Origin of the sequence: Bacillus sp. FSL H8-0534 (assembly GCF_038005885.1) — a bacterium.
GTDB classification, from domain to species: domain Bacteria; phylum Bacillota; class Bacilli; order Bacillales; family Bacillaceae_G; genus Bacillus_A; species Bacillus_A pseudomycoides.
On the sequence record NZ_JBBOUC010000001.1, the window covers coordinates 154,403 to 174,375 of the forward strand.

Annotated in this window: 22 protein-coding genes, 1 pseudogene and 1 riboswitch; of the genes and pseudogenes, 21 read left to right on the forward strand and 2 right to left on the reverse strand. The window is 35.0% G+C overall.

Going from position 1 to position 19,973, the window contains the following annotated elements:
- Positions 1–35 precede the first annotated feature (35 nt).
- Positions 36–188 (forward strand): annotated as a pseudogene (locus MHH71_RS00910) (IS1595 family transposase); the annotation flags it as partial.
- Between the two features lie 50 nt (positions 189–238).
- Here MHH71_RS00910 and MHH71_RS00915 read toward each other — a convergent pair.
- Positions 239–847 carry a CPBP family intramembrane glutamic endopeptidase gene (locus MHH71_RS00915; protein ID WP_006095457.1) on the reverse strand — a complete coding sequence of 203 codons (609 nt, stop codon included), beginning with the start codon at positions 845–847 and terminating at the stop codon, positions 239–241.
- A 250-nt stretch (positions 848–1,097) separates the two neighbouring features.
- Here MHH71_RS00915 and MHH71_RS00920 point away from each other — a divergent pair, with 250 nt between their 5' ends.
- From MHH71_RS00920 to MHH71_RS00960, 9 genes are all read left to right on the forward strand, one after another.
- Complete coding sequence (locus MHH71_RS00920; protein ID WP_006095458.1) at positions 1,098–1,388, forward strand: hypothetical protein; 291 nt, start codon at positions 1,098–1,100, stop codon at positions 1,386–1,388.
- 73 nt (positions 1,389–1,461) lie between these two features.
- The gene (locus MHH71_RS00925; protein ID WP_006095459.1) at positions 1,462–2,040 is read left to right on the forward strand and encodes a GNAT family N-acetyltransferase; all 579 of its coding nucleotides are present in this window, start codon (positions 1,462–1,464) and stop codon (positions 2,038–2,040) included.
- A 9-nt stretch (positions 2,041–2,049) separates the two neighbouring features.
- The gene (locus tag MHH71_RS00930) at positions 2,050–2,547 is read left to right on the forward strand and encodes a GNAT family N-acetyltransferase (RefSeq protein ID WP_006095460.1); all 498 of its coding nucleotides are present in this window, start codon (positions 2,050–2,052) and stop codon (positions 2,545–2,547) included.
- A gap of 329 nt (positions 2,548–2,876) precedes the next feature.
- The gene (locus MHH71_RS00935) at positions 2,877–3,506 is read left to right on the forward strand and encodes a YdcF family protein (RefSeq protein ID WP_018766823.1); all 630 of its coding nucleotides are present in this window, start codon (positions 2,877–2,879) and stop codon (positions 3,504–3,506) included.
- Positions 3,507–3,677: 171 nt separating this feature from the next.
- A riboswitch (SAM riboswitch) is annotated at positions 3,678–3,767 on the forward strand.
- A gap of 59 nt (positions 3,768–3,826) precedes the next feature.
- Positions 3,827–4,645: a MetQ/NlpA family ABC transporter substrate-binding protein gene (locus MHH71_RS00940; RefSeq protein WP_006095461.1), complete on the forward strand. Its 819-nt coding sequence runs from the start codon at positions 3,827–3,829 to the stop codon at positions 4,643–4,645.
- 13 nt (positions 4,646–4,658) lie between these two features.
- Positions 4,659–5,819, forward strand: a complete 1,161-nt coding sequence (locus MHH71_RS00945; protein WP_006095462.1) for an acyl-CoA dehydrogenase family protein — start codon at positions 4,659–4,661, stop codon at positions 5,817–5,819.
- Positions 5,820–5,825: 6 nt separating this feature from the next.
- Complete coding sequence (locus MHH71_RS00950; protein ID WP_018783130.1) at positions 5,826–6,587, forward strand: methionine ABC transporter ATP-binding protein; 762 nt, start codon at positions 5,826–5,828, stop codon at positions 6,585–6,587.
- Entirely contained in the window at positions 6,577–7,239 is a 663-nt protein-coding gene (locus MHH71_RS00955; protein ID WP_018783129.1) for a methionine ABC transporter permease, read from the forward strand. Before MHH71_RS00950 ends, MHH71_RS00955 begins: the two co-directional genes overlap by 11 nt.
- A gap of 201 nt (positions 7,240–7,440) precedes the next feature.
- Entirely contained in the window at positions 7,441–7,662 is a 222-nt protein-coding gene (locus MHH71_RS00960; RefSeq protein ID WP_003198493.1) for a YdbC family protein, read from the forward strand.
- 583 nt (positions 7,663–8,245) lie between these two features.
- Here MHH71_RS00960 and MHH71_RS00965 read toward each other — a convergent pair.
- Positions 8,246–9,394 (reverse strand): SH3 domain-containing protein, encoded by a 1,149-nt coding sequence (locus tag MHH71_RS00965; protein WP_006095465.1) that lies wholly within the window; start codon positions 9,392–9,394, stop codon positions 8,246–8,248.
- Positions 9,395–9,770: 376 nt separating this feature from the next.
- Between MHH71_RS00965 and MHH71_RS00970 the strand changes: the two genes are divergently transcribed.
- The 11 genes from MHH71_RS00970 (at position 9,771) to MHH71_RS01020 (ending at position 19,945) form a co-directional block, all read left to right on the forward strand.
- Entirely contained in the window at positions 9,771–10,454 is a 684-nt protein-coding gene (locus MHH71_RS00970) for a copper homeostasis protein CutC (protein WP_006095466.1), read from the forward strand.
- A 21-nt stretch (positions 10,455–10,475) separates the two neighbouring features.
- Complete coding sequence (gene lepB, locus MHH71_RS00975; RefSeq protein ID WP_003207624.1) at positions 10,476–11,030, forward strand: signal peptidase I; 555 nt, start codon at positions 10,476–10,478, stop codon at positions 11,028–11,030.
- A gap of 171 nt (positions 11,031–11,201) precedes the next feature.
- Positions 11,202–11,969 (forward strand): IclR family transcriptional regulator, encoded by a 768-nt coding sequence (locus MHH71_RS00980; RefSeq protein WP_018783127.1) that lies wholly within the window; start codon positions 11,202–11,204, stop codon positions 11,967–11,969.
- Positions 11,969–12,676: a 5-oxoprolinase subunit PxpB gene (gene pxpB / locus MHH71_RS00985; protein WP_006095468.1), complete on the forward strand. Its 708-nt coding sequence runs from the start codon at positions 11,969–11,971 to the stop codon at positions 12,674–12,676. The genes MHH71_RS00980 and pxpB overlap by 1 nt, the downstream gene beginning before the upstream one ends.
- Positions 12,673–13,662: a 5-oxoprolinase subunit C family protein gene (locus MHH71_RS00990; protein ID WP_018783125.1), complete on the forward strand. Its 990-nt coding sequence runs from the start codon at positions 12,673–12,675 to the stop codon at positions 13,660–13,662. Before pxpB ends, MHH71_RS00990 begins: the two co-directional genes overlap by 4 nt.
- 20 nt (positions 13,663–13,682) lie before the next feature.
- Entirely contained in the window at positions 13,683–14,441 is a 759-nt protein-coding gene (gene pxpA, locus MHH71_RS00995; RefSeq protein WP_006095470.1) for a 5-oxoprolinase subunit PxpA, read from the forward strand.
- A 20-nt stretch (positions 14,442–14,461) separates the two neighbouring features.
- A complete protein-coding gene (locus MHH71_RS01000; protein ID WP_003198508.1) occupies positions 14,462–15,157 on the forward strand; it encodes a DUF969 domain-containing protein in 696 nt (231 codons plus the stop codon).
- Between the two features lies 1 nt (position 15,158).
- Positions 15,159–16,121, forward strand: a complete 963-nt coding sequence (locus MHH71_RS01005) for a DUF979 domain-containing protein (RefSeq protein ID WP_003198510.1) — start codon at positions 15,159–15,161, stop codon at positions 16,119–16,121.
- Positions 16,122–16,136: 15 nt separating this feature from the next.
- Entirely contained in the window at positions 16,137–16,784 is a 648-nt protein-coding gene (gene pcp, locus MHH71_RS01010) for a pyroglutamyl-peptidase I (protein ID WP_018783124.1), read from the forward strand.
- A gap of 69 nt (positions 16,785–16,853) precedes the next feature.
- Positions 16,854–17,570, forward strand: a complete 717-nt coding sequence (locus MHH71_RS01015; protein ID WP_018783123.1) for an NAD-dependent protein deacylase — start codon at positions 16,854–16,856, stop codon at positions 17,568–17,570.
- A 212-nt stretch (positions 17,571–17,782) separates the two neighbouring features.
- Positions 17,783–19,945: a peptidoglycan D,D-transpeptidase FtsI family protein gene (locus MHH71_RS01020; RefSeq protein WP_006095473.1), complete on the forward strand. Its 2,163-nt coding sequence runs from the start codon at positions 17,783–17,785 to the stop codon at positions 19,943–19,945.
- Positions 19,946–19,973 lie beyond the last annotated feature (28 nt).

Here is a 19,973-nt window from a genome sequence, read left to right on the forward strand (position 1 = left end):
TTGGAGAAATCTCTAAGCCTTTTTTAGTTATAAAAGTTGGAACTTATTATTTAGATAACTATCTCTATTGGTTCCATTGGCTTGAATTAGGGAAGAATTTAGCATTTGATAAACGAGTAGAACAAATGCTTATTTCAGCGTGTCAGAAATCAAATTGTACAACAGTTGAGATGTTGAGAAGTGCATAAAAAAGACCTCAACTAAGAGTCGATTGAGGTCGAAATATCAGTAAACTAAGTTATTTTTTAACCCTTATTAAATTGTATTTGAATAATAGCGTTATTCCTAAGTTCATTAGAAAATGTACAACAAATGGTACTAAAATATTGTTTGTTTCAAAATATATCCAACCAAAAGTCAAACTTGGAACGCTTATATTTATTAGCATTATAGGCTTTTTGAAGTATTGAGTATGAAAACCTAAGAAAAATAAAGTAGTTGTTATAATTGCAATCCATGGGTTCTCTATAAATATGAAAAGCAAATTTTGAATAATTCCTCTAAACAAAAGTTCTTCAAATAACGCTCCTAAAAACATAAAGGCAAAAACACTTAACAGTGAATACTTTTGATAACTCTTGTTTGTATCGTCAATGTATTTCGAGGGAATGTAAAGCGTTAACATTACACCAAACAAAAGTAGAGCAAACGAAGCAATAAATATATTCATTATCATTCGGATTGGTTTATCGAATGATAGGAAATTTTGAATTGTGAGTACATCATAAACCATAAGAATAAAAATGATAGCCACGCAAATGAATGTAAAAGAAGAGAATACTAAAACAGCGTCTTTTGGGTTGAAATCCTTTTTTGTTTTCTTGGTTTTGTCTTTTATATCTTTCATATCTTACCTTCTTTCCTGTGACTTTAGAATAATGAAAATACTTTACTATTTTATCAGAAGATATAATATCTACAAATAATTATTTAAAAAGCAACAATCTTTTAGAAAACAGCCTTTATTTATACCATATGATAATGGAACCTTTGTAAAGGAAAGAAAAGACGTCACCATTCAATTTTATATATTAAGGTAGAGTGTTTCTTTTTTTATTTAAGTAAAAAGCCGAAGTGCTAAAAGGAAGGAAGAAAAATTGTATCAAAATATTCTTGAAGGCTATCAAATTAGAACTGCACATAATGATGAAAGTCCTCTCATTGTTAAAATGCTAAAAGAAGTTGCACAGTGGTTAAAAGAGCGAGAAATTGACCAGTGGCAGTATCTTTTAGAAGGTGGAGATGACGAAGAGATCATTCAAGCGGTAATAAATAAAAACACTTACATCATTTTAAAGGAAAATGAAATGATAGGTATTTTTACAGTTTCTTCTGTACAAAGTGAGTCTTCTTTTTCGTATTATTGGATTTTAAGTGATAGAAAATAAATTTTAAATATTTTGATAGATAGTGCATTTTTAATTATAATACAGCTAGATACATAGAAAAGGGGAATTGTTCATGCAAATAACAAATGAACGAGCAATGTTACGATTAATAGATACAAATGATATAGAAAAATTATTTTCAATTGTGGAAGGAAATAAAGAAATCTGGACGTATTTAATAGCTAAAATGGATAGCTATCAAGATATGGAGCGATATGTTGAAACGGCAGTAAAACGATATGAAAAGGGAACGGATTTACCATTTGTTGTGATAGATCAAAAAACGAATGAAGTTGTCGGCAGTACACGTTTATACAATATATCAACAGAAAGCAAGACTGTTGAACTTGGTCAAACGTGGTATCATCCGAGTGTACAGAGAACGAGTATAAATACGGAATGTAAGTATATGTTATTGCAATATGCGTTTGAAGAATTACAAATGCTGCGCGTGCAAATAAAAACAGACTTGCGAAATGAAAAAGCACAACGAGCAATTGAACGGCTAGGTGCAGTAAAAGAAGGGATATTACGAAATGAGAGAAGGTTACCAAGCGGTTATATAAGGGATGCGGTAGTATATAGCATCATTGCAAGCGAGTGGCCAATCGTGAAAGATCGATTACTGCACAAAATGGACCTGTATAAATAGGAGGCAAACATGACAAATATTGAAACAAAAAGACTAAAGATGATTCCTTTTACATTAGAACTTGTTGAGGCAACGATAAAAGGCAGAGAAGAGCTGCAAGAAATCATACCATATAAAATATCTTTAGAATGGCCAATGCCTGATTATAAAGATATTTTACCATGGGTTGCTGAAGGTTTACGGAAAAATCCGGAACAAAGTAAGTGGAGTGGACTGATTGTTCATAAGGAAGATAATGTTATTATTGGTGATATGGGTTGTAAAGGTGCGCCCGATCCAACTGGTACAGTAGAGATCGGATATAGTATTGTACCAGAATATCAAGGGAAGGGTTATGCGACTGAAATGGCAAAAGCTTTCGTTGAATGGTTAGAACGGAATGAAGAAGTGCAAACGATTCAAGCAGATTGTTTAACGAGTAATGCCGCTTCAAGTAGAGTGTTAGAAAAAGCCGGTTTTACATGTGTGCTTGAAGAACAACATATGAAATATTGGATTGTAAAGTGAAGTGGAAGAGGTATACGTCCCTAAGAGGGAAAAAATATACCTCTTTTTCTTACAAAATGATTACTTCTTTTATATACTTTTGTTTCATCATTCCCTTCTGTGAAAAAATTCGTTACAATGGAGTTGTATGAGAAATTTTGTACATAAATTAAATTCATAAAATATGCACCACAAAAAATAGTAAATTAAAAATCCTCTATTTGAATGAAAACCCTTTATAGCACGAATCAATTGTTGAGAAAAGTGCCTTCTTTCAAATGAACTCAAATATAATGATTTAAAATAGATTATTTTTTAGAAGTATGGATAATGCACGGGGGCCAGTACAAATGAAACAAAATAAGAAAAGTAAAAAAAGAAGAGTCTTGCAAGTGTTCTTGCTCATGGTTAGTTCTATCATTCTATTTGTAAGTTATGCAGCTTACGATATTTGGAGTTATCGCTTTAAAACGGATGAGGTGGATACAGATGCTGCTATTGTACTAGGAGCAGCTTCTTGGAACGGAAAACCATCTCCTGTATTTCGTGAAAGAATCAATCATGCGATTTCTTTGTATAAGAATGGAAGTATTAAAAAAATTATTTTTACAGGTGGTACTAAATTTGAAGCAGAGCAGGAAGAAGCACGTACTGCGAAAGCGTATGCATTAAAGCATAACGTAAAGGATGAAGATATATTAATTGAAACACAGTCGCGTTTTACAGAAGATAATTTAAAGAATGCGAAACAGGTTGGAATTGATAATGGCTTACATACGTATACGATTGTAAGTGATCCTCTTCATATGAAGCGAGCGATGAGAATAGCGAAGCATATTGGGATAGATGCATATGCATCACCAACGCCAACATCAGCATATAAAACATTAGATACGGAAATTCCATTTTTCTTTAAAGAATTATGTTCTTATATTGGATATGTTGCATCGTTACCTTTGCGTATATTGAAAGGTGATTAAAAAATAAAGAAAAGGATAGACAAAGGTAGAGTGGTTCTACGGAGTCTATCCTTTTTTTATGCAAATATGCTTTGGATTTTCTATAACTTTACAAATTATAGAAAAAACTTTCAATAAAAACCTTGTATTTTCATCGGAATAGTGACACACTAGAATGCATAATCAAATATAATCTTATCGAGAGAAGTGGAGGGAACGGCCCAATGAAGCTTCAGCAACCTATCTGTAATAAAAAAGGTGCTAATTCCGAGTAGATAAGAAGGAAAAGAGATGACAACCTTCTTAATATGTAAGGTTGTTTTTTAGTAGGAGGAGAAGGGATGAAACGTTTATTTTTTGCACTTGTAAGTATTGTATGTAGTTTATTTATCATTACGGGTTGCACGCAGACATCAGGGGGCGATCAAAAAGAAATTCGTTTAGGTTTTACACCTGGTCCGTACAGTGATCAAGTGAAAAAAGCGGTACAACCGTACTTAGAGAAAAAGGGATACAAAATTAAAATTGTTGAGTTTAATTCACCAAACGAAACAAATCCAGCATTAACGAATAAGGATATTGATGCAAATATATTTCAAAGTACTGCTTTTATGAAGTCTTACGCAAAAGAAAATAATGCGGAAATTTCAAGTATTATTCAAGTTCCATCAGCACCTCAAGGTGTATACTCTGAGAAACATAAATCATTAGATGATTTGAAAGATGGAATGAAGATTGGGGTACCAAATGATCCAGTTAATTTAGAACGGGCATTACGTATTTTAGAAGGGATTGGCTGGGTGAAATTAAAAGGAAATGTAAATATTTTAACAATTTCCGAAAAAGATATAACGTTTAAAAAGAAAGATTTCAAATTAGTACCACTTGAATCACCACAAATCCCAAGGGCAATGAAAGATTTAGATTACGGCATTATTAACGGAAATCTTGTCATTTCATCTGGACATAAGTTAAAAGAGGCACTGGAATTAGAAAAAACACCTTCACAACATAGAATTATTGTTACGGTTCGTGATGAAGATAAAGAAAAACAATTTGCGAAAGATTTAATTGAAGCATACCATTCACCAGAGTTCAAAAAGATGATTCAGTCTGAAGAACAATTTGAAGGGTTTGTGCTTCCTGACTACTTAAAGTAAAGGAGATCTTGACATGACATTATCATTTATAGAAACAGAAGAACAAGCTCTCGTATTGGAGAAGATAACAGAATTCATTCCGCAATTTGCAGGAAGGGAACATCAACTGAGCGAACTAGGCTCTTTTCCTTTTGAAAATATTAAAGACTTACAAAGTATTGGTTATACAAAGTTAACTCTTCCGAAGGATTTTGGTGGGAAGGCAATTTCATTATATGATTTTGTTTTATTTCAAGAGAAGATTGCAGAGGGAGATGGAGCAACAGCTTTGTCTATTGGATGGCATGTTGGAATTGTGAAGGAACTTGCGGAAAATCGCTCATGGAAACCTGAGATGTTTTCTTGGTTTTGTGAAGAAGTAAAAAAAGGCGCCCTTTTTAACAGGGCGGCAACTGAACCGAAGACAGGGAGTCCTACTCGGGGAGGAAAACCAGAAACATTAGCTGTACAAAAAGGCGATAAGTGGATTATAAACGGAAGAAAAACGTTCACAACGATGGCGCCAGTACTTGATTATTTCATCATATCTGCAAGCATTGAAGGGCGAGATGAGATAGGAGAATTTGTGATTCCAAGACACGAAAAGGGTGTGTTGATTGAAGAGACATGGGATAGTGTTGCGATGCGTGGAACGGCTAGCCATGATCTTGTATTACAGAATGTTGAAATCCCGCATAAATTTTTTACAGATGTAAAAGGTTCACAGGCGAAACCGAAAGGAATTGGATGGTTACTTCATATACCAGCATGTTATTTAGGGATTGCGCAGGCTGCAAGAAATTATGCGATTGATTTTGCGAAAGCATATCAACCGAATAGTTTAAATCACCCAATTAGTTTGCTTCCAAACGTTAGAAGATTAGTAGGCGAATTAGAGCTGGAACTCTTGCAAGCTCGTACTTTTTTATACCAAGTTGCGAAAAAATATGATGAGGTGGAAAATAAACAATCTTTACAAGCGGAATTAGCAGCAGCGAAATATATTGCGACGAATGCGGCGATATCAATTGTTGATAAGGCAATGAGAATTGTAGGGGCAAAAAGCTTATCTGAAAAGAATCCACTGCACCGCTATTATTTAAATGTTCGCGCGGGTTTACACAATCCACCGATGGATGATGTAACACTCTCATTACTAGCAGATGATGCGTTTAAATCAATTGAAAAGGAGTGAGTGAAAATGATAACGTTACGCGATATCAATAAAACGTTTCAGACGAAAGAAGGTTTATTTCACGGTGTAAAATCAGTCTCTTTGCAAATTGAGGAACATGATATATATGGAATTGCTGGATTAAGTGGTGCTGGAAAGTCTACATTATTACGTACAATGAATTTATTGGAAAAACCAGATTCAGGTGCAGTTATTGTAAATGGAAAAGATTTAACAAAGTTATCCAAGAAAGATTTACGAACAGCAAGACAGTCAATTGGTATGATTTTTCAGCATTTTCATCTTCTTCATAATAAAAACGTATCGGATAATATTGCTTTACCATTAGAATTGAAATCAGTTTCAAAAGAAGAGAGAGAAAAACGTGTAAGAGAGTGTTTGGAGATTGTTGGCTTAAGTGATAAAGCGCATCATTTTCCTTCTCAACTAAGTGGTGGACAAAAACAGCGTGTTGCGATTGCTCGTGCATTAGCAAATGATCCCAAGGTATTGCTTTGTGATGAACCGACATCGGCACTCGATCCGAAAACGACACGATCTATTTTGCAATTTTTACAAAAGATAAATAAAGAGTTAGGAGTTACAATCGTAATTGTAACGCATGAAATGAATGTAATTAAACAAATTTGTAATAAAGTAGCGGTGATGGAAGAAGGAGAAGTTGTTGAATCTTTCCACTTACGTGACCAACATCTAAAACCAACAACAGAAATTGCAAAACTTCTATTAGGTGTAGAACAAGAGAGGGGCATTGCACATGTTCAATAATGTTATCCCACTGCTTCCAGAGATTTGGACATCACTTTTACAAACATTATTAATGGTTGGACTTTCAGTTGGAGCAGCAATTATTTTAGGTGTTCCTTTAGGTGTAATTTTATATTTTACAAGTAAAGGACAAATTTTGGAACAAAATATTGTCCATCGTATTTTAAACGGCATTGTAAATATTATTCGCTCATTTCCATTTATCATTTTACTAGTGGCTCTTGTGCCACTTACAAGAATTTTATTAGGAACTACAATTGGTCCAATCGCTGCAACGATTCCATTATCAGTAGCAGCCATTCCCTATTTTGCGAGACTCGTAGAGCAAGCATTACGCGAGGTTCCAAAAGGTGTAATTGAAGCTGCTGAGGCAATGGGAGCGACGCCACTGCAAATTGTGTGGAAAGTATTGCTCGTTGAAGCGCGTTCAGGCCTTGTATTAAGCTTAACAGTTTTAACAGTAAGTTTTATTTCCTACTCAGCCATGGCAGGTGTTGTTGGCGGAGGCGGTGTCGGCGATTTAGCAATTCGTTTTGGATATTATCGTTTTCAAACAGACGTTATGATTGTTACGGTACTTATGCTTGTTATTCTCGTTCAATCTGTTCAATTCATTGGGAATAGGATTGCTGCAAAAATTGATAAACGGTAAGTATGAAAAAAGGCTTCGGTATACACCGAGCCTTTTTATAGTGAAAGATGAATTGCTGAGGGTATTCTGCTAAGTTCAAACAATCAGTATAGTTCATAATGAATCAGAGGTAGATGTGTGGGAAATTAGCCCTATCGATATAGATATGAGAGAATGTAGGAGATCTAAATAGGGAATATATATTTTAAAGGGGGAATAACAGTGGCGGAAATTAAATTTGATATTAAAGAAATTTTTGGAACTTTATCACAGTCACCTAAAGGCTGGAATAAAGAGCTCAATTTAATCAGTTGGAACGGAAAAGAGCCAAAATATGATCTGCGTGATTGGGCACCAGAGCATGACAAAATGGGAAAAGGTGTTACATTGACGGTTGAAGAGTTAAAGGCATTAAAAGATATTTTAAATCGTATGGAGTTATAAAGTAAAACTTTAATCAGTGGGGGCTATCCCCACTGATTATCAGCCCTCACCAATCGGGATTTTACGGACAGCAACACTCCCACCTAACTTCTTTGCTTTTACTGAATTTTGAGGCGGGAGTGTTACTGTCCGTTAATGCGGGATAAAAACGAAATGATTTGTGCAGAGAAAACCACTTTTGAAACATTATTTCAAAAGTGGCTTTTTGTATGGACGTATATGTCGGAAAAGACTATATAATCTTTACCTCTTTATCTTCTTTCTTGTGATGTTCAGGTACATAGATATATTGGGATACGATAAGGAGAACGCTTATAAAAAATATAGGGAACATACTTGATATAAATAGACCATCAATCTTTAAATTAGTGATTAGACAAACGATAATAATGAGTGATGTAAATAGATGAGAAATGTGTTTTCTTAATCGTATTTTATATACCTCTCGCAATATTTCACAGCATACAAATAGGATGAGCATACTTAAAAAAATTACATTTGTATCATAAATGATGAAACAACAGATTAGGCCGAAAAAAGCTAGGTATTCAATGAGTAATGGAATATTACGTAGCATAAGATGTTACCGTACTAAGTAAGGAAGTGGATCAACGGCATTTGTTTTTTCAAAATTCCATTCCCCATTATGTAATTCGAAATGAAGATGTTGCCCAGTTGAATGTCCAGTATTCCCCATCTGCCCCAACACTTGTCCAGTTTGAACGCGATCTCCAGCTTGTACAGATCGGTTTTTCATATGTGCATAAACAGTTGTATATAATTTTCCTTTTATGTAATGAGTGACGAATACGACGTTTCCGTAGCTGCTAGAATAGTAGGATTTGATAACTTTTCCAGCAGCTGCAGCACGAATAGGCTTATCTCCAGTTGCTGTAAAATCGACACCATAATGCATTTGCCCCCATCTGACTTCGAAGTTTGAGCTAACTTGTCCTTGTGTTGGAAATTTAAAAACAGCAGGTATTGAAGGTGACGCAGACTGTTCTTGTTGTTTATTTTGTAATACATATTGCTTTGTAACATATCCATATCCAGAGCCAAAACGAATTTTATACCATGTACCTACTGTGCCTACTACTTGTATTTGTGTCCCATTTTGCAAGGAACCAATAACAGCAGTATTTGTTCCTGCACCATTTCTTACCCTTAGTTTAGGGGTTGCAACATAATAAGAATTATTTTGTATAGTGATTCCTTTAACGAATGGTTGTGAGTTATGTGATACAAATTCTTTTTTCACATATCCTATTTTTCCGTTGTAAGAGATGAGATACCAGTCATTAAGTGTTTCTTGAACGGAGATAAATGTCCCATTTGGTAATACGTCAAGGATGGATGATTGTATACTTGGTTCTGAACGAAGGTTTAAGGCGCTTGCATTTACGATATGTTGGTTACGCTGTTGATTTAATTTCGCCAAAGATAAATTAGATTTTTGTATGTAACCAATTTTGTTTTGAGCGTTTACTTTATACCAGTCACGTGTAGTTTCGAGAATGGTAACAGGTGTATTGTATGAAATACTGCCAAGGGAATCACCATTTGTTGTATTTTCTTGATATAGTTGGACTTTATCAAGTTTTACATGTCCGATTTTTACGTTGTTTTTTGGTTGTACAGCAGCTGTTTTCATATCCGCTTCAGTAATTGATGGGAGAAGAGAAGTAACCGCGACAGTTGCTGCTGTCAATGTTGTAACTTTCATATTCATCGTATAATGAGCCCCCTTGTGTAATTTGTGGTAAAATTTAGAATTATATTACAAGAATAACAGAAATATAAAGAATATGGAAATAAATGAAAGAGATTTTTGTTTTTCTCAACATAAGATTTATTCGTACGATAATATTTGATGGTTTAAATGAGGCGTGGAAATTATCCGATATTTTCTAGGAAGATTAACTGCTTTATAGAATTCACAGACTTCATGTGATAAACGTAACAATTTTGAGAAAATAATGAATCTGTTAAGGAGTTTCGAAATCTTTCTTTTCAATTCCTTTTTTTATGTTTTATATGAGAAACCTAGGTTTCTTATTTATGCTGCGGTATAATAATGTGGAAAAAGTACGAAAAGAGGTAGTTTCATGCTCGAAGTCATTGCAACTTGTTTAGAAGATGTGAAGCAAATTGAAAAAGCTGGTGGAAATCGAATTGAGTTAATTTCAGCATATACAGAAGGTGGGTTAACACCAAGTTATGCTTTTATAAAAAAAGCGGTGAAAGCAGCAAACATACCTATCCATGTTATGATTCGTCCCCATGCTAAGTCATTTATATATACAACAGAAGAAATTGAAATGATGAAAGAAGATATTTTAATTGCACAAGAACTTGGTGCAGCAGGTGTTGTTTTAGGTGTATTAAATGAGCAGAATCAAGTTGATGAAAAAAATTTAGCTAATTTATTATCTGTTGTAGATGGGATTAATATCACATTTCATCGTGCGATAGATGAAGTGGATGATCTTATTGGTGCAGTTAAAACATTACGTAATTTTGAAAAAATAACTCATATTTTAACTTCTGGTGGTCAAGGGACGATAGAGGGAAATATACCTGTACTTCATGAAATGCAAAGAGTCAGTAAAGGGGATATCCAGCTCATTGTTGGAAGTGGTGTGACAAAAGAAAATATAAAGCGACTATTGAACGAAACAGGAATTTCAGAAGCACATGTTGGTACTGCAGTCCGAGAAGGTAAATCTTGTTTTGCTGAAGTAGATCAAAAATCTGTACAAGATCTAGTGGTATTAACAAAATCATTATAATACTAGAGAAGAGGGAAAAAGATGGAGAAAAGCAAGAAAAAAGAAATCGTTTCATGGGTTAAAACAATAGGGATTACGCTAGGAATCGCTTTAATTGTACGTGGTATTTTATTTACTCCTTCACTCGTACAAGGTGAGTCTATGATGCCTACTTTAGAAAATAACGAGCGTGTACTTGTAAATAAAATTGGTTTTAACGTACAAGGATTAAATCGTTTTGATATTATTGTTTTTCATGGAAAAGAAGGATATGATTTAGTGAAGCGAGTAATTGGCTTACCAGGAGATACGATTGAATATAAAAACGACGTATTGTACGTGAATGGAAAAGCGGTTGATGAACCATATTTAGCAGATTATAAGGACGAGGTATCGAAAGGGAAATTAACTCCTGATTTTACATTAGAACAAAAAACTGGGAAAACAAAAGTTCCAGAAGGTCAAGTGTTTGTGTTAGGAGATAATCGTCAAGTTTCAAAAGATAGTCGCATGTTTGGTTTTGTTTCTGAAGATCAAATTGTCGGAAAAGGTGAAGCGGTATTTTGGCCGCTGCAACAAGTGAGAGCATTGCATTAAAGAGAGAGTTTACGTATACGCGTTAAAAAAGCATTGAATTTTACTTTCAATGCTTTTTTTATTTGAGAAAAATATTGTTTAAATAGAAAGAATATTTTATAATTTTAAATTATATGTTTGTTTCAAAAAACGGAATTATTGTTCCGAATTACGGAACTTAGGGGAGCTAAGATGAGTGTAAATAAAACGGCAGTAAAGACGATGGATATTTTAGAACTATTTTATGGACATGAAGAGCTAACGTTAACGGAAATGGTTCATCAGACGGGAATGCCTAAAACATCTGTATACCGTTTAATTGGTTCGCTTGAAGAAATGGGCTTTTTACAAAAGACAACAAGGGGAACATATAGGCTTGGATTAGTATTTTTAAGGTTCGGTCAACTCGTTTCGAAGCGATTGTCAGTACGAAATATTGCAAAGCCATATATGAAAAAACTTAGAGACTCTCTTGGTCAAGCTGTCAATTTAATTATTCAAGATGCGAATGAGGCAATTTATATTGAAAAAATGGATGGAGATCAACCAGTAAGAGTATACACAGAGATAGGACGGCGAGCTCCTTTATATGCCGGAGCATGTCCGCGTATTTTACTTTCGTATTTTTCGGAAGACGATCAAATGCAGTATATAGAGAAAGTGCAATTACAACAATTTGCAGATGGAACGATAGTGGATAAAGAAGAGTTGCAAAGCCTATTATGTAAGGCTAAAAGAGAAGGATATACGATCAGTTATTCGGAACTTGAGAATCATACAGCTGCAATTGCAGCCCCTATTTTTGCAAGTGATGGTAGTGTAATAGCTGGTATTAGTATTTCGGGATTAGAAATAGAGTATAATGAATCGACAATTCCAAACTTTATTACAAAAGTAAAAGAAACAGCGCATCAAATTTCGAAAGAACTTGGCTGGATAGGTGAAAAGGAAGGTATATGATGAAATTTTCAGCACTAGGGGATCAAGCAGTTGTTGTTACGTTTGGAGAAACAATTGATTTGGATATATATGAAAATGTGCAAAATTTACATCGACTATTAAAGAGAAATCCATTTCTTGGAATGGTTGAGTGTGTACCTTCTTTTACTTCTTTAACGGTTTACTATGATGTATATAAGTTATGGAGGAAAAATGAAAGAAAGGTAGTACCATATGAGTTTGTATGTGAATACATGAATCGATTGTTTAGTCATAATCAAAATAAAACACAAAAACAATATGATTGTATTTCAATTCCAGTTTGTTATGGCGGGAAATATGGACCTGATTTAGAAGAAGTTGCGGCGTATCATGGGTTATGTGCAAATGAGGTGATTCGTCTTCATAGTGAAGTGACTTATTTTGTTTATATGTTAGGATTTACACCAGGATTTCCGTATTTGGGTGGTATGCCCAAAGAGCTAGAAACACCTAGAAAACAAACACCACGTCTACAAATAACACCTGGTTCAGTTGGAATTGGTGGAAGTCAAACTGGAATATATCCATTAGAAACACCAGGCGGCTGGAATATTATTGGCCGAACACCGATTGCGTTGTTTCAGCCAAATGAAGAAAAGCCTACATATGTGCAGAGCGGAATGTATTTACGTTTTATCCCAATAACAGAGGAAGAGTACCTGGTTATGGAGGGAGCTAGGAAATGAATGTTGAGGTTTTACATGCTGGGATGTTTACAACTGTTCAAGATTTAGGAAGATATCACTATCAACAATATGGCGTGCCTGTTGGCGGTGCTATGGATCAGACAGCATTAAGAATGATAAATATGTTAGTTGGAAATGAAGAGAATGAAGCTGGATTAGAAATTACAATGATGGGACCAAAGCTTCTTATAAAGAAAACGACATTGCTAGCAATTGGTGGTGCGAATATGGAGCCTCTGTTAAACGGAGAACCCATTCCATTGTGGCGACCAGTTTTAGCGAAAGAAGGTAGCATGCTTTGCTTCGGGAAGACGCAGTTTGGGTGTAGGACATATGTGACATTTGCAGGTGGAATTGATGTTGCAAGTAGTATGGGAAGCAAAAGTACATATGTAAAAGCAGCTATAGGTGGACTAGAAGGACGAGCGCTTAAAAAGGGCGACCTTTTTCAAATTGGTACACCATCAAAATTTGCTACTTGTATGATAAAGAAATTGATGGATGAAGACAGAATAGAAACACGTTGGGGTATATGTAATCCTGTTCTACCCAAATATAGTCGCAGCCCAATCATTCGTGTTATTCCAGGTTTTGAATGGGATCAATTTAAGAGTGAGAGTTTAGAGTCGTTTTTTACAAAGGAATATAAAGTTTCCAATTATGCTGACCGTATGGGCTATCGATTTGAAGGTGAAAAATTAAAAAGAATAGAACAATCTGAGATTCTATCGAGTGCAGTTACATTTGGAACAATTCAAGTGCCATCTGATGGTCATCCAATCATCTTAATGGCAGATAGACAAACGACAGGTGGATATCCGTTAATTGGTAATGTCATATCAGTTGATTTACCTATTCTTGCGCAATTGAAACCAGGTGATTATGTCACGTTTGCAAAGACTTCTATAACAGAAGCGACGGAGCTTTACATCGAGAAAGAACAAAATATGAATCTATTAAAGAAGTTCATCGCTTTACAAGCGTAAAGCAGGAGGAGAGATAGCGTATGGTTACCGTTGACTTAAATTGTGATTTAGGAGAAGGCTTTGGTGCATATAAGATAGGAAACGATGATAAAATTCTTCCGTTTGTTTCATCAGTAAATATTGCATGCGGTTTTCATGCTGGTGATCCAACTGTCATGCGTCAAACTGTTGAAAAAGCGTTGTACCACAATGTGGAAATAGGAGCACATCCAGGGTTTCCGGACTTAATTGGATTTGGTAGAAGAATGATGTATATTTCGCCAGAAGAGGTCTATGATTATGTTTTATATCAAATAGGGGCATTAGATGGATTTATAAGAGCGGCAGGAGGAAGGATGCACCATATAAAACCGCACGGTGCACTTTATAATATGGCAGCCACTGATCAAGAGATTGCGGATGCAATTGCAAAAGCAATTTATCATATAAATCCAGATTTATTTCTGTATGGATTAGCGAAAAGTAAATTTATACAAGCAGCTGAAAAATATGAACTGAAACTCGTGCAGGAAGCATTTGCCGATCGTACGTATCAATTAGATGGAACATTAACAAGCCGAACAGAAGAAAATGCACTCATAAAAAATGAAGATATAGCAATTGAACAAGTGTTGCAGATGGTTAAGGAAAGAAATGTAAAAGCAGTTGGTGGAAAGATTATCAATATCGATGCACAAACAATTTGCATACACGGTGATGGTGAGCATGCAGTTCAATTTGCAGAAAGAATATACAGAACATTTAGATTAAATGATATTTCTATTTGTGCACCAAAGTAGAATAAGGAGGAGATACATAGATGTTGAAACTAATTGGAATATTGCTTGTAGCTGTTGGATTTTTATTTCGCCTTAATACGTTATTGGTTGTAATGGTTGCAGGAATTGTTACTGGTATGGTTGCGGGGATGAGTTTTTATGATGTCATAAGTATGTTTGGAAAGTTTTTTATAGAAAACCGATATATGTCTATGCCAATATTATTAACTTTGCCTGTAATTGGAATTTTAGAACGATATGGACTGAAGGAACGTGCAGAAGCATTGATATCAAAATCTAAGGGAGCAACGACTGGTAGAGTATTAATGTCATATTTTACAATTCGTGAGGCTTCGGCAGCGGTAGGACTAAATATTGGGGGACATGCTCAAACAGTAAGGCCTCTTGTTGCACCGATGGCAGAAGGTGCAGCTCATGGACGTTATGGAAAACTACCAGAAAAATTAAAAGAAAAGATTAAAGCGAATGCAGCGGCAGCTGAAAATACGGCATGGTTTTTTGGTGAAGATATTTTTATCGCAACAGGAGCGATTCTATTAATGAAAGGATTCTTTGATTCTGTAGGAATGCATGTTGGTGTGTGGGATATGGCGCTTTGGGGAATTCCTACGGCAATCTCAGCTTTTATTGTAAGTTGGATTCGTTTTAAACAATTCGATAAGTATATTGAAAAAACGATGAAAAAAGAAGAAAGCCAACAAAAGGAGGCGATATAGGATGAATATTATTACACTTGATACAATCTATTATTTATTAGGTATTATTGTTGCCTTTGTCGCGATTCGTGTCGCTTTTGATCGTCAACATCCAAATCGCTTTGGTTCTAGTTTATTTTGGGCATTATTTTCTATTACATTTTTATTTGGAAATATGATTCCATCATTTTATATCGGTTGTATTGTATTAGCAATGGTCATTTTAGCATCATTGAATAAAGTAACGAAGTCCAATGAAAAAGAAGCACCTACTGAAGAACGAGTGAAACATGCAGAAAAACTGAGAAATAAAATTTTTATGCCCGCTATTTTAATTCCTATTTTTACGATTATTGGTACTTTAACTTTAGGAAAGCTAAAGTTTGGAAATGTATTTCTTGTTGATCCTGAGAAAGTCACATTAATTGCATTAGCTCTTGGGGCATTGCTTGCTTTTGTAGCAGCAATGGGAATCACAAAAGCAAAAATAACAGCGCCTGTACAAGAGGGAAGCAGATTATTACAAGCTGTCGGCTGGGCAGTTATTTTACCACAAATGTTAGCTGCGCTTGGCGGTATTTTTGCAAAGTCTGGTGTGGGTCAAGTTGTCTCGGATTTAGTAGGACAAGTATTGCCAACAGAGTATCCATTCGTTGCTGTTATGGCATATTGTTTAGGTATGATGTTGTTTACAGTTGTAATGGGGAATGCCTTTGCCGCATTTGCTGTTATTACAGGAGGAATTGGTTTACCGCTTATCGTTCAAATGCATGGTGGTAATCCAGCGATCATGGCCGCACTTGGAATGTTTGCAGGGTACTGCGGTACATTGATAACACCAATGGCTGCAAATTTTAATATTGTACCAGCGATGCTATTAGAATTAAAAGATAAAAATGCGGTAATTAAAGCCCAAGCACCAATTGCTATTACCATTTTTGTTATTAATATGTTCATCATGTATGGGCTCGTATATCGATTTTAGTAAGGAGTGGGAATGATGAAGACAGTATTGTTAACAGGGTTCGAACCTTTTGGTGGAGAGGAGATTAATCCTGCCTGGGAAGTTGTAAAGCAGCTTGATGGACAAAGCTTTGGAGATTACAAGATTGTTAGTAAACAAGTTCCAACTGTGTTTCATAAATCATTACAAGCGTTAAAGTCTTATATGGAAGAAATAGAACCGGAGCTTGTTATATGTATCGGGCAAGCAGGAGGACGTCCAGATATTACAGTGGAACGAGTTGCAATAAATGTAGATGATGCAAGAATCACTGACAATGAAGGAAACCAACCGGTTGATGTATCTATTGTAGAAGGGGGGCCCGTTGCGTATTGGTCTACACTTCCTATAAAAGCTACTGTAAAAAAACTTCGGGAAGAAGGAATACCTGCTTCTGTTTCTCAAACTGCAGGTACATTTGTTTGTAATCATCTCTTTTATGGACTTATGGACATTTTAGCAAAAAGTGAAAACGGGGCTCGTGGTGGTTTTATACATATTCCGTTTTTGCCAGAGCAAGCAAGTAAGCATCCTGGACAACCGAGTATGTCGCTTTCAACTATTACAACTGGAATTGAATTATTGGTACGGATCGCATTAGAGGTAGAAATGGATATTATAGAATGTGGCGGGACCACACACTAAACAAAAGTACAACACCTGCTATGGACAAATGTTATAATAAAGGAAGGATTATACATAGAGGTGAGAGCAATGCAGCAATATGAAGAAGTTCGTTCTGTTATAGAAAAAGCAAATAAGATAACGGTATTAACAGGTGCTGGTGCAAGTACAGAAAGTGGCATTCCTGATTTTCGCTCAGCCAATGGTTTATATGCAGATGCTAAAGTTGAAATGTACTTATCTAGAGGATATTATAACCGTAATCCAAAAGAATTTTGGAAGCATTACAAAGAAATATTTCAAATTAATACTTTCCATCAATACAAACCAAACCGTGGGCATCAATTTTTAGCAAGTATAGAAGAGCAAGGAAAAGATATTGTGGTGTTAACACAAAACATTGATGGTCTGCACCAATTAGGAGGGAGTAAGCATGTGATAGATTTGCATGGTACACTCCAAACGGCCCATTGTCCAAAATGCAAAACGAAATATGATTTGCAATATATGATAGACCATGAGGTACCACGATGTGAAACATGTAATTTTATTTTAAATCCAGATGTCGTTTTATATGGTGATACATTACCACAATATCAAAATGCAATACAGCGTTTATATGAAACGGATGTATTACTTGTTATGGGAACCTCATTAAAAGTGCAGCCGGTTGCATCGTTCCCGCAAATTGCAAAAAGAGAAGTAGGGACAACGACTATTTTAGTAAATGAAGAGTTAACGAGTCAAGAGTATTATTTTGATTATATCTTTCAGCAAAAAATCGGGCAGTTTGTAGATCGATTTTAAATGATGTAGGAAAACCGAGATAAGAGGTATTTATCTCGGTTTTTTGGAGTTTAAATTTTCTTAATTTTCTTTAAAAATACTATAAATTATATTATCTATGTGCTTTAATATTATTAATAGAGGAGATTTTTATATCCGGATGAGAAAGTATGGTTTAATTTTTGTTATTTATAAGATAAAGATACTTTAGACCATAGAAAGAGGAGAGCATAATGAAAAAGAAAGAACAGAAAAAGAAAGAACAGAAAAAGAAACGGAAAAAGAAAACCCATATTCCTTTCCGATTAAATGTGTTGTTTTTCTTTGTATTTCTTATGTTTTCAACTGTTATTGTTCAATTAGGTAAGGTTCAAATTATTGATGGTGAGACTTATAAAAATGAGGTGGAAAAAAAGGGAGATTTAACGGTTAGTACTCCCGTTCCACGTGGGAAAATTTTTGATCGAGAAGGCCACTCGATTGTTGACAATAAACCATTACGGACAATTACATATACAAAAATGAAAGGTGTTAATTCAGAAGAGATTTTAAATACGGCAAGACAACTTGCGAAGATGATTGAAATGCCGCAGGAGGCTATAAATAAGTTAACCGAGGTAGATAAGAAAGATTTTTGGATGCAATTACATAAGAAACGTGCAGCAGAAAAGGTTACAAAGGAGGATGAAAATAAATTAAGAGTAAAAAAAATAGAGGGAAAAGAATTAGATAAAAAGGTGGAAGAAATTAGACGTGAGCGAATTACAGCGGAAGAGTTAAATGAACTTACCCCACAAGATATAGAAGTATTAGCTATTAAAAGTAAAATGAATGCAGGATATAATATGACTCCTAAAATAATAAAAAAAGATGTAAAACCAGAAGAATATGCAGTAATTAGTGAAAATTTAGCAAATCTTCCAGGTGTGGATACGACCGTAGATTGGGAACGTGAGTATCCATATGATAAAATACTTCGTTCAGTACTTGGAAACGTTTCAAGTGCTGATGAAGGACTACCGAAAGAGCAATTAGATTATTATTTAGTTCGTGATTATAACCGCAATGATCGGGTTGGAAAGAGTTATATTGAAAAGCAATACGAAGACGCCCTACATGGTATGAAAGCGCAATCGAAAAATATTACAGATAAAGAAGGGAAAATACTTCGTACTGAACAAATTACGAAAGGGAGAAGTGGCAATAATTTAATGCTAACAATTGATATGGAATTGCAAAAGAAAGTTGAGGAAAGCATTGAAAAAAACTTAATGGCGTTCAAAGCTGTAGAACCAATGTTGGATCGTGCCTTTGTGGTAATGATGAATCCTAAAAACGGACAACTTTTGTCAATTTCAGGAAAGAAACTAGTAAATAAAGATGGAAATATTCAAGTAGAGGATTATGCCCTTGGTACAATGACAAGTTCATATGAATTAGGTTCAACAGTCAAGGGAGCTACGCTACTAACAGGTTATCAAACGGGTGCGATCAAACCATTTACTCATTTTTACGATGCACCGATGACATTTAAAGGGACAACAAAAGCAAAGAAATCATGGAAAGATTTTGGTGATATTGATGATGTCAGAGCTTTACAAGTATCTTCTAACGTATATATGTTTAACACAGCTTTAAAGATTGCGGGGATTGATTACGTACCGAATAGTCCGTTAAATGTGAAACAAGAAGTTTTTAATAAAATGCGTTATCATTTTGGGCAATTTGGTTTAGGCATTCCAACGGGGATTGATTTACCCAATGAGACTGCGGGACAACGTGGAAGAAAAGATAATACACCAGGATTCTTACTTGATTATTCAATCGGTCAATATGATACGTATACACCGCTTCAGCTTGCGCAATATATTTCGACGATTGCGAATGGTGGTTATCGTATGAAACCACAAATTGTACAAGAAATTAGAGAGCAACCGAATAAAGCTGAGGATATAGGTAAGGTAGTTCAATCAATGGAACCGGTCATCTTAAATCGTGTAGACATGGACATATCCTATATTAATCAAGTGAAAGAAGGATTTAAGAAAGTGTTTCAAGAAGGCGATGGAACCGGTGTAGCACACTTTCAAAATCTACCGTATAAGCCTGCTGGAAAAACAGGAACAGCAGAAACAGTGTATGGTGGTGATAGTAATATAGGTAAGGATGAAAATGGAGATAGAAAAAAGTGTTATAATTTAACCTTAGCTGGTTACGCACCTTATGACTCTGATCCAGAAGTGGCATTTTCTGTTGTTGTACCATGGGTAAACGATGATAAATCAGGGATTAATTCTAAAATTGGAAGAGAAATTTTAGACGCATATTTTGATTTGAAAGTGAAAAGAGTGGGTGGAAATCCAGTGCCTATGGAACAGCCGAATAAACAGCAATAAAAGATTTTTACATTTACATAGAATAACA

Excerpts from the sequence above, each read along its gene's own strand:
- MHH71_RS00915 (WP_006095457.1), bottom strand. The coding sequence starts at position 847 with ATGAAAGATATAAAAGACAAAACCAAGAAAACAAAAAAGGATTTCAAC.
- MHH71_RS00925 (WP_006095459.1), top strand. The coding sequence starts at position 1,462 with ATGCAAATAACAAATGAACGAGCAATGTTACGATTAATAGATACAAAT.
- MHH71_RS00930 (WP_006095460.1), top strand. The coding sequence starts at position 2,050 with ATGACAAATATTGAAACAAAAAGACTAAAGATGATTCCTTTTACATTA.
- MHH71_RS00935 (WP_018766823.1), top strand. The coding sequence starts at position 2,877 with ATGAAACAAAATAAGAAAAGTAAAAAAAGAAGAGTCTTGCAAGTGTTC.
- MHH71_RS00940 (WP_006095461.1), top strand. The coding sequence starts at position 3,827 with ATGAAACGTTTATTTTTTGCACTTGTAAGTATTGTATGTAGTTTATTT.
- MHH71_RS00945 (WP_006095462.1), top strand. The coding sequence starts at position 4,659 with ATGACATTATCATTTATAGAAACAGAAGAACAAGCTCTCGTATTGGAG.
- MHH71_RS00950 (WP_018783130.1), top strand. The coding sequence starts at position 5,826 with ATGATAACGTTACGCGATATCAATAAAACGTTTCAGACGAAAGAAGGT.
- MHH71_RS00955 (WP_018783129.1), top strand. The coding sequence starts at position 6,577 with ATGTTCAATAATGTTATCCCACTGCTTCCAGAGATTTGGACATCACTT.
- MHH71_RS00965 (WP_006095465.1), bottom strand. The coding sequence starts at position 9,394 with ATGAATATGAAAGTTACAACATTGACAGCAGCAACTGTCGCGGTTACT.
- MHH71_RS00970 (WP_006095466.1), top strand. The coding sequence starts at position 9,771 with ATGCTCGAAGTCATTGCAACTTGTTTAGAAGATGTGAAGCAAATTGAA.
- lepB (WP_003207624.1), top strand. The coding sequence starts at position 10,476 with ATGGAGAAAAGCAAGAAAAAAGAAATCGTTTCATGGGTTAAAACAATA.
- MHH71_RS00980 (WP_018783127.1), top strand. The coding sequence starts at position 11,202 with ATGAGTGTAAATAAAACGGCAGTAAAGACGATGGATATTTTAGAACTA.
- pxpB (WP_006095468.1), top strand. The coding sequence starts at position 11,969 with ATGAAATTTTCAGCACTAGGGGATCAAGCAGTTGTTGTTACGTTTGGA.
- MHH71_RS00990 (WP_018783125.1), top strand. The coding sequence starts at position 12,673 with ATGAATGTTGAGGTTTTACATGCTGGGATGTTTACAACTGTTCAAGAT.
- pxpA (WP_006095470.1), top strand. The coding sequence starts at position 13,683 with ATGGTTACCGTTGACTTAAATTGTGATTTAGGAGAAGGCTTTGGTGCA.
- MHH71_RS01000 (WP_003198508.1), top strand. The coding sequence starts at position 14,462 with ATGTTGAAACTAATTGGAATATTGCTTGTAGCTGTTGGATTTTTATTT.
- MHH71_RS01005 (WP_003198510.1), top strand. The coding sequence starts at position 15,159 with ATGAATATTATTACACTTGATACAATCTATTATTTATTAGGTATTATT.
- pcp (WP_018783124.1), top strand. The coding sequence starts at position 16,137 with ATGAAGACAGTATTGTTAACAGGGTTCGAACCTTTTGGTGGAGAGGAG.
- MHH71_RS01015 (WP_018783123.1), top strand. The coding sequence starts at position 16,854 with ATGCAGCAATATGAAGAAGTTCGTTCTGTTATAGAAAAAGCAAATAAG.
- MHH71_RS01020 (WP_006095473.1), top strand. The coding sequence starts at position 17,783 with ATGAAAAAGAAAGAACAGAAAAAGAAAGAACAGAAAAAGAAACGGAAA.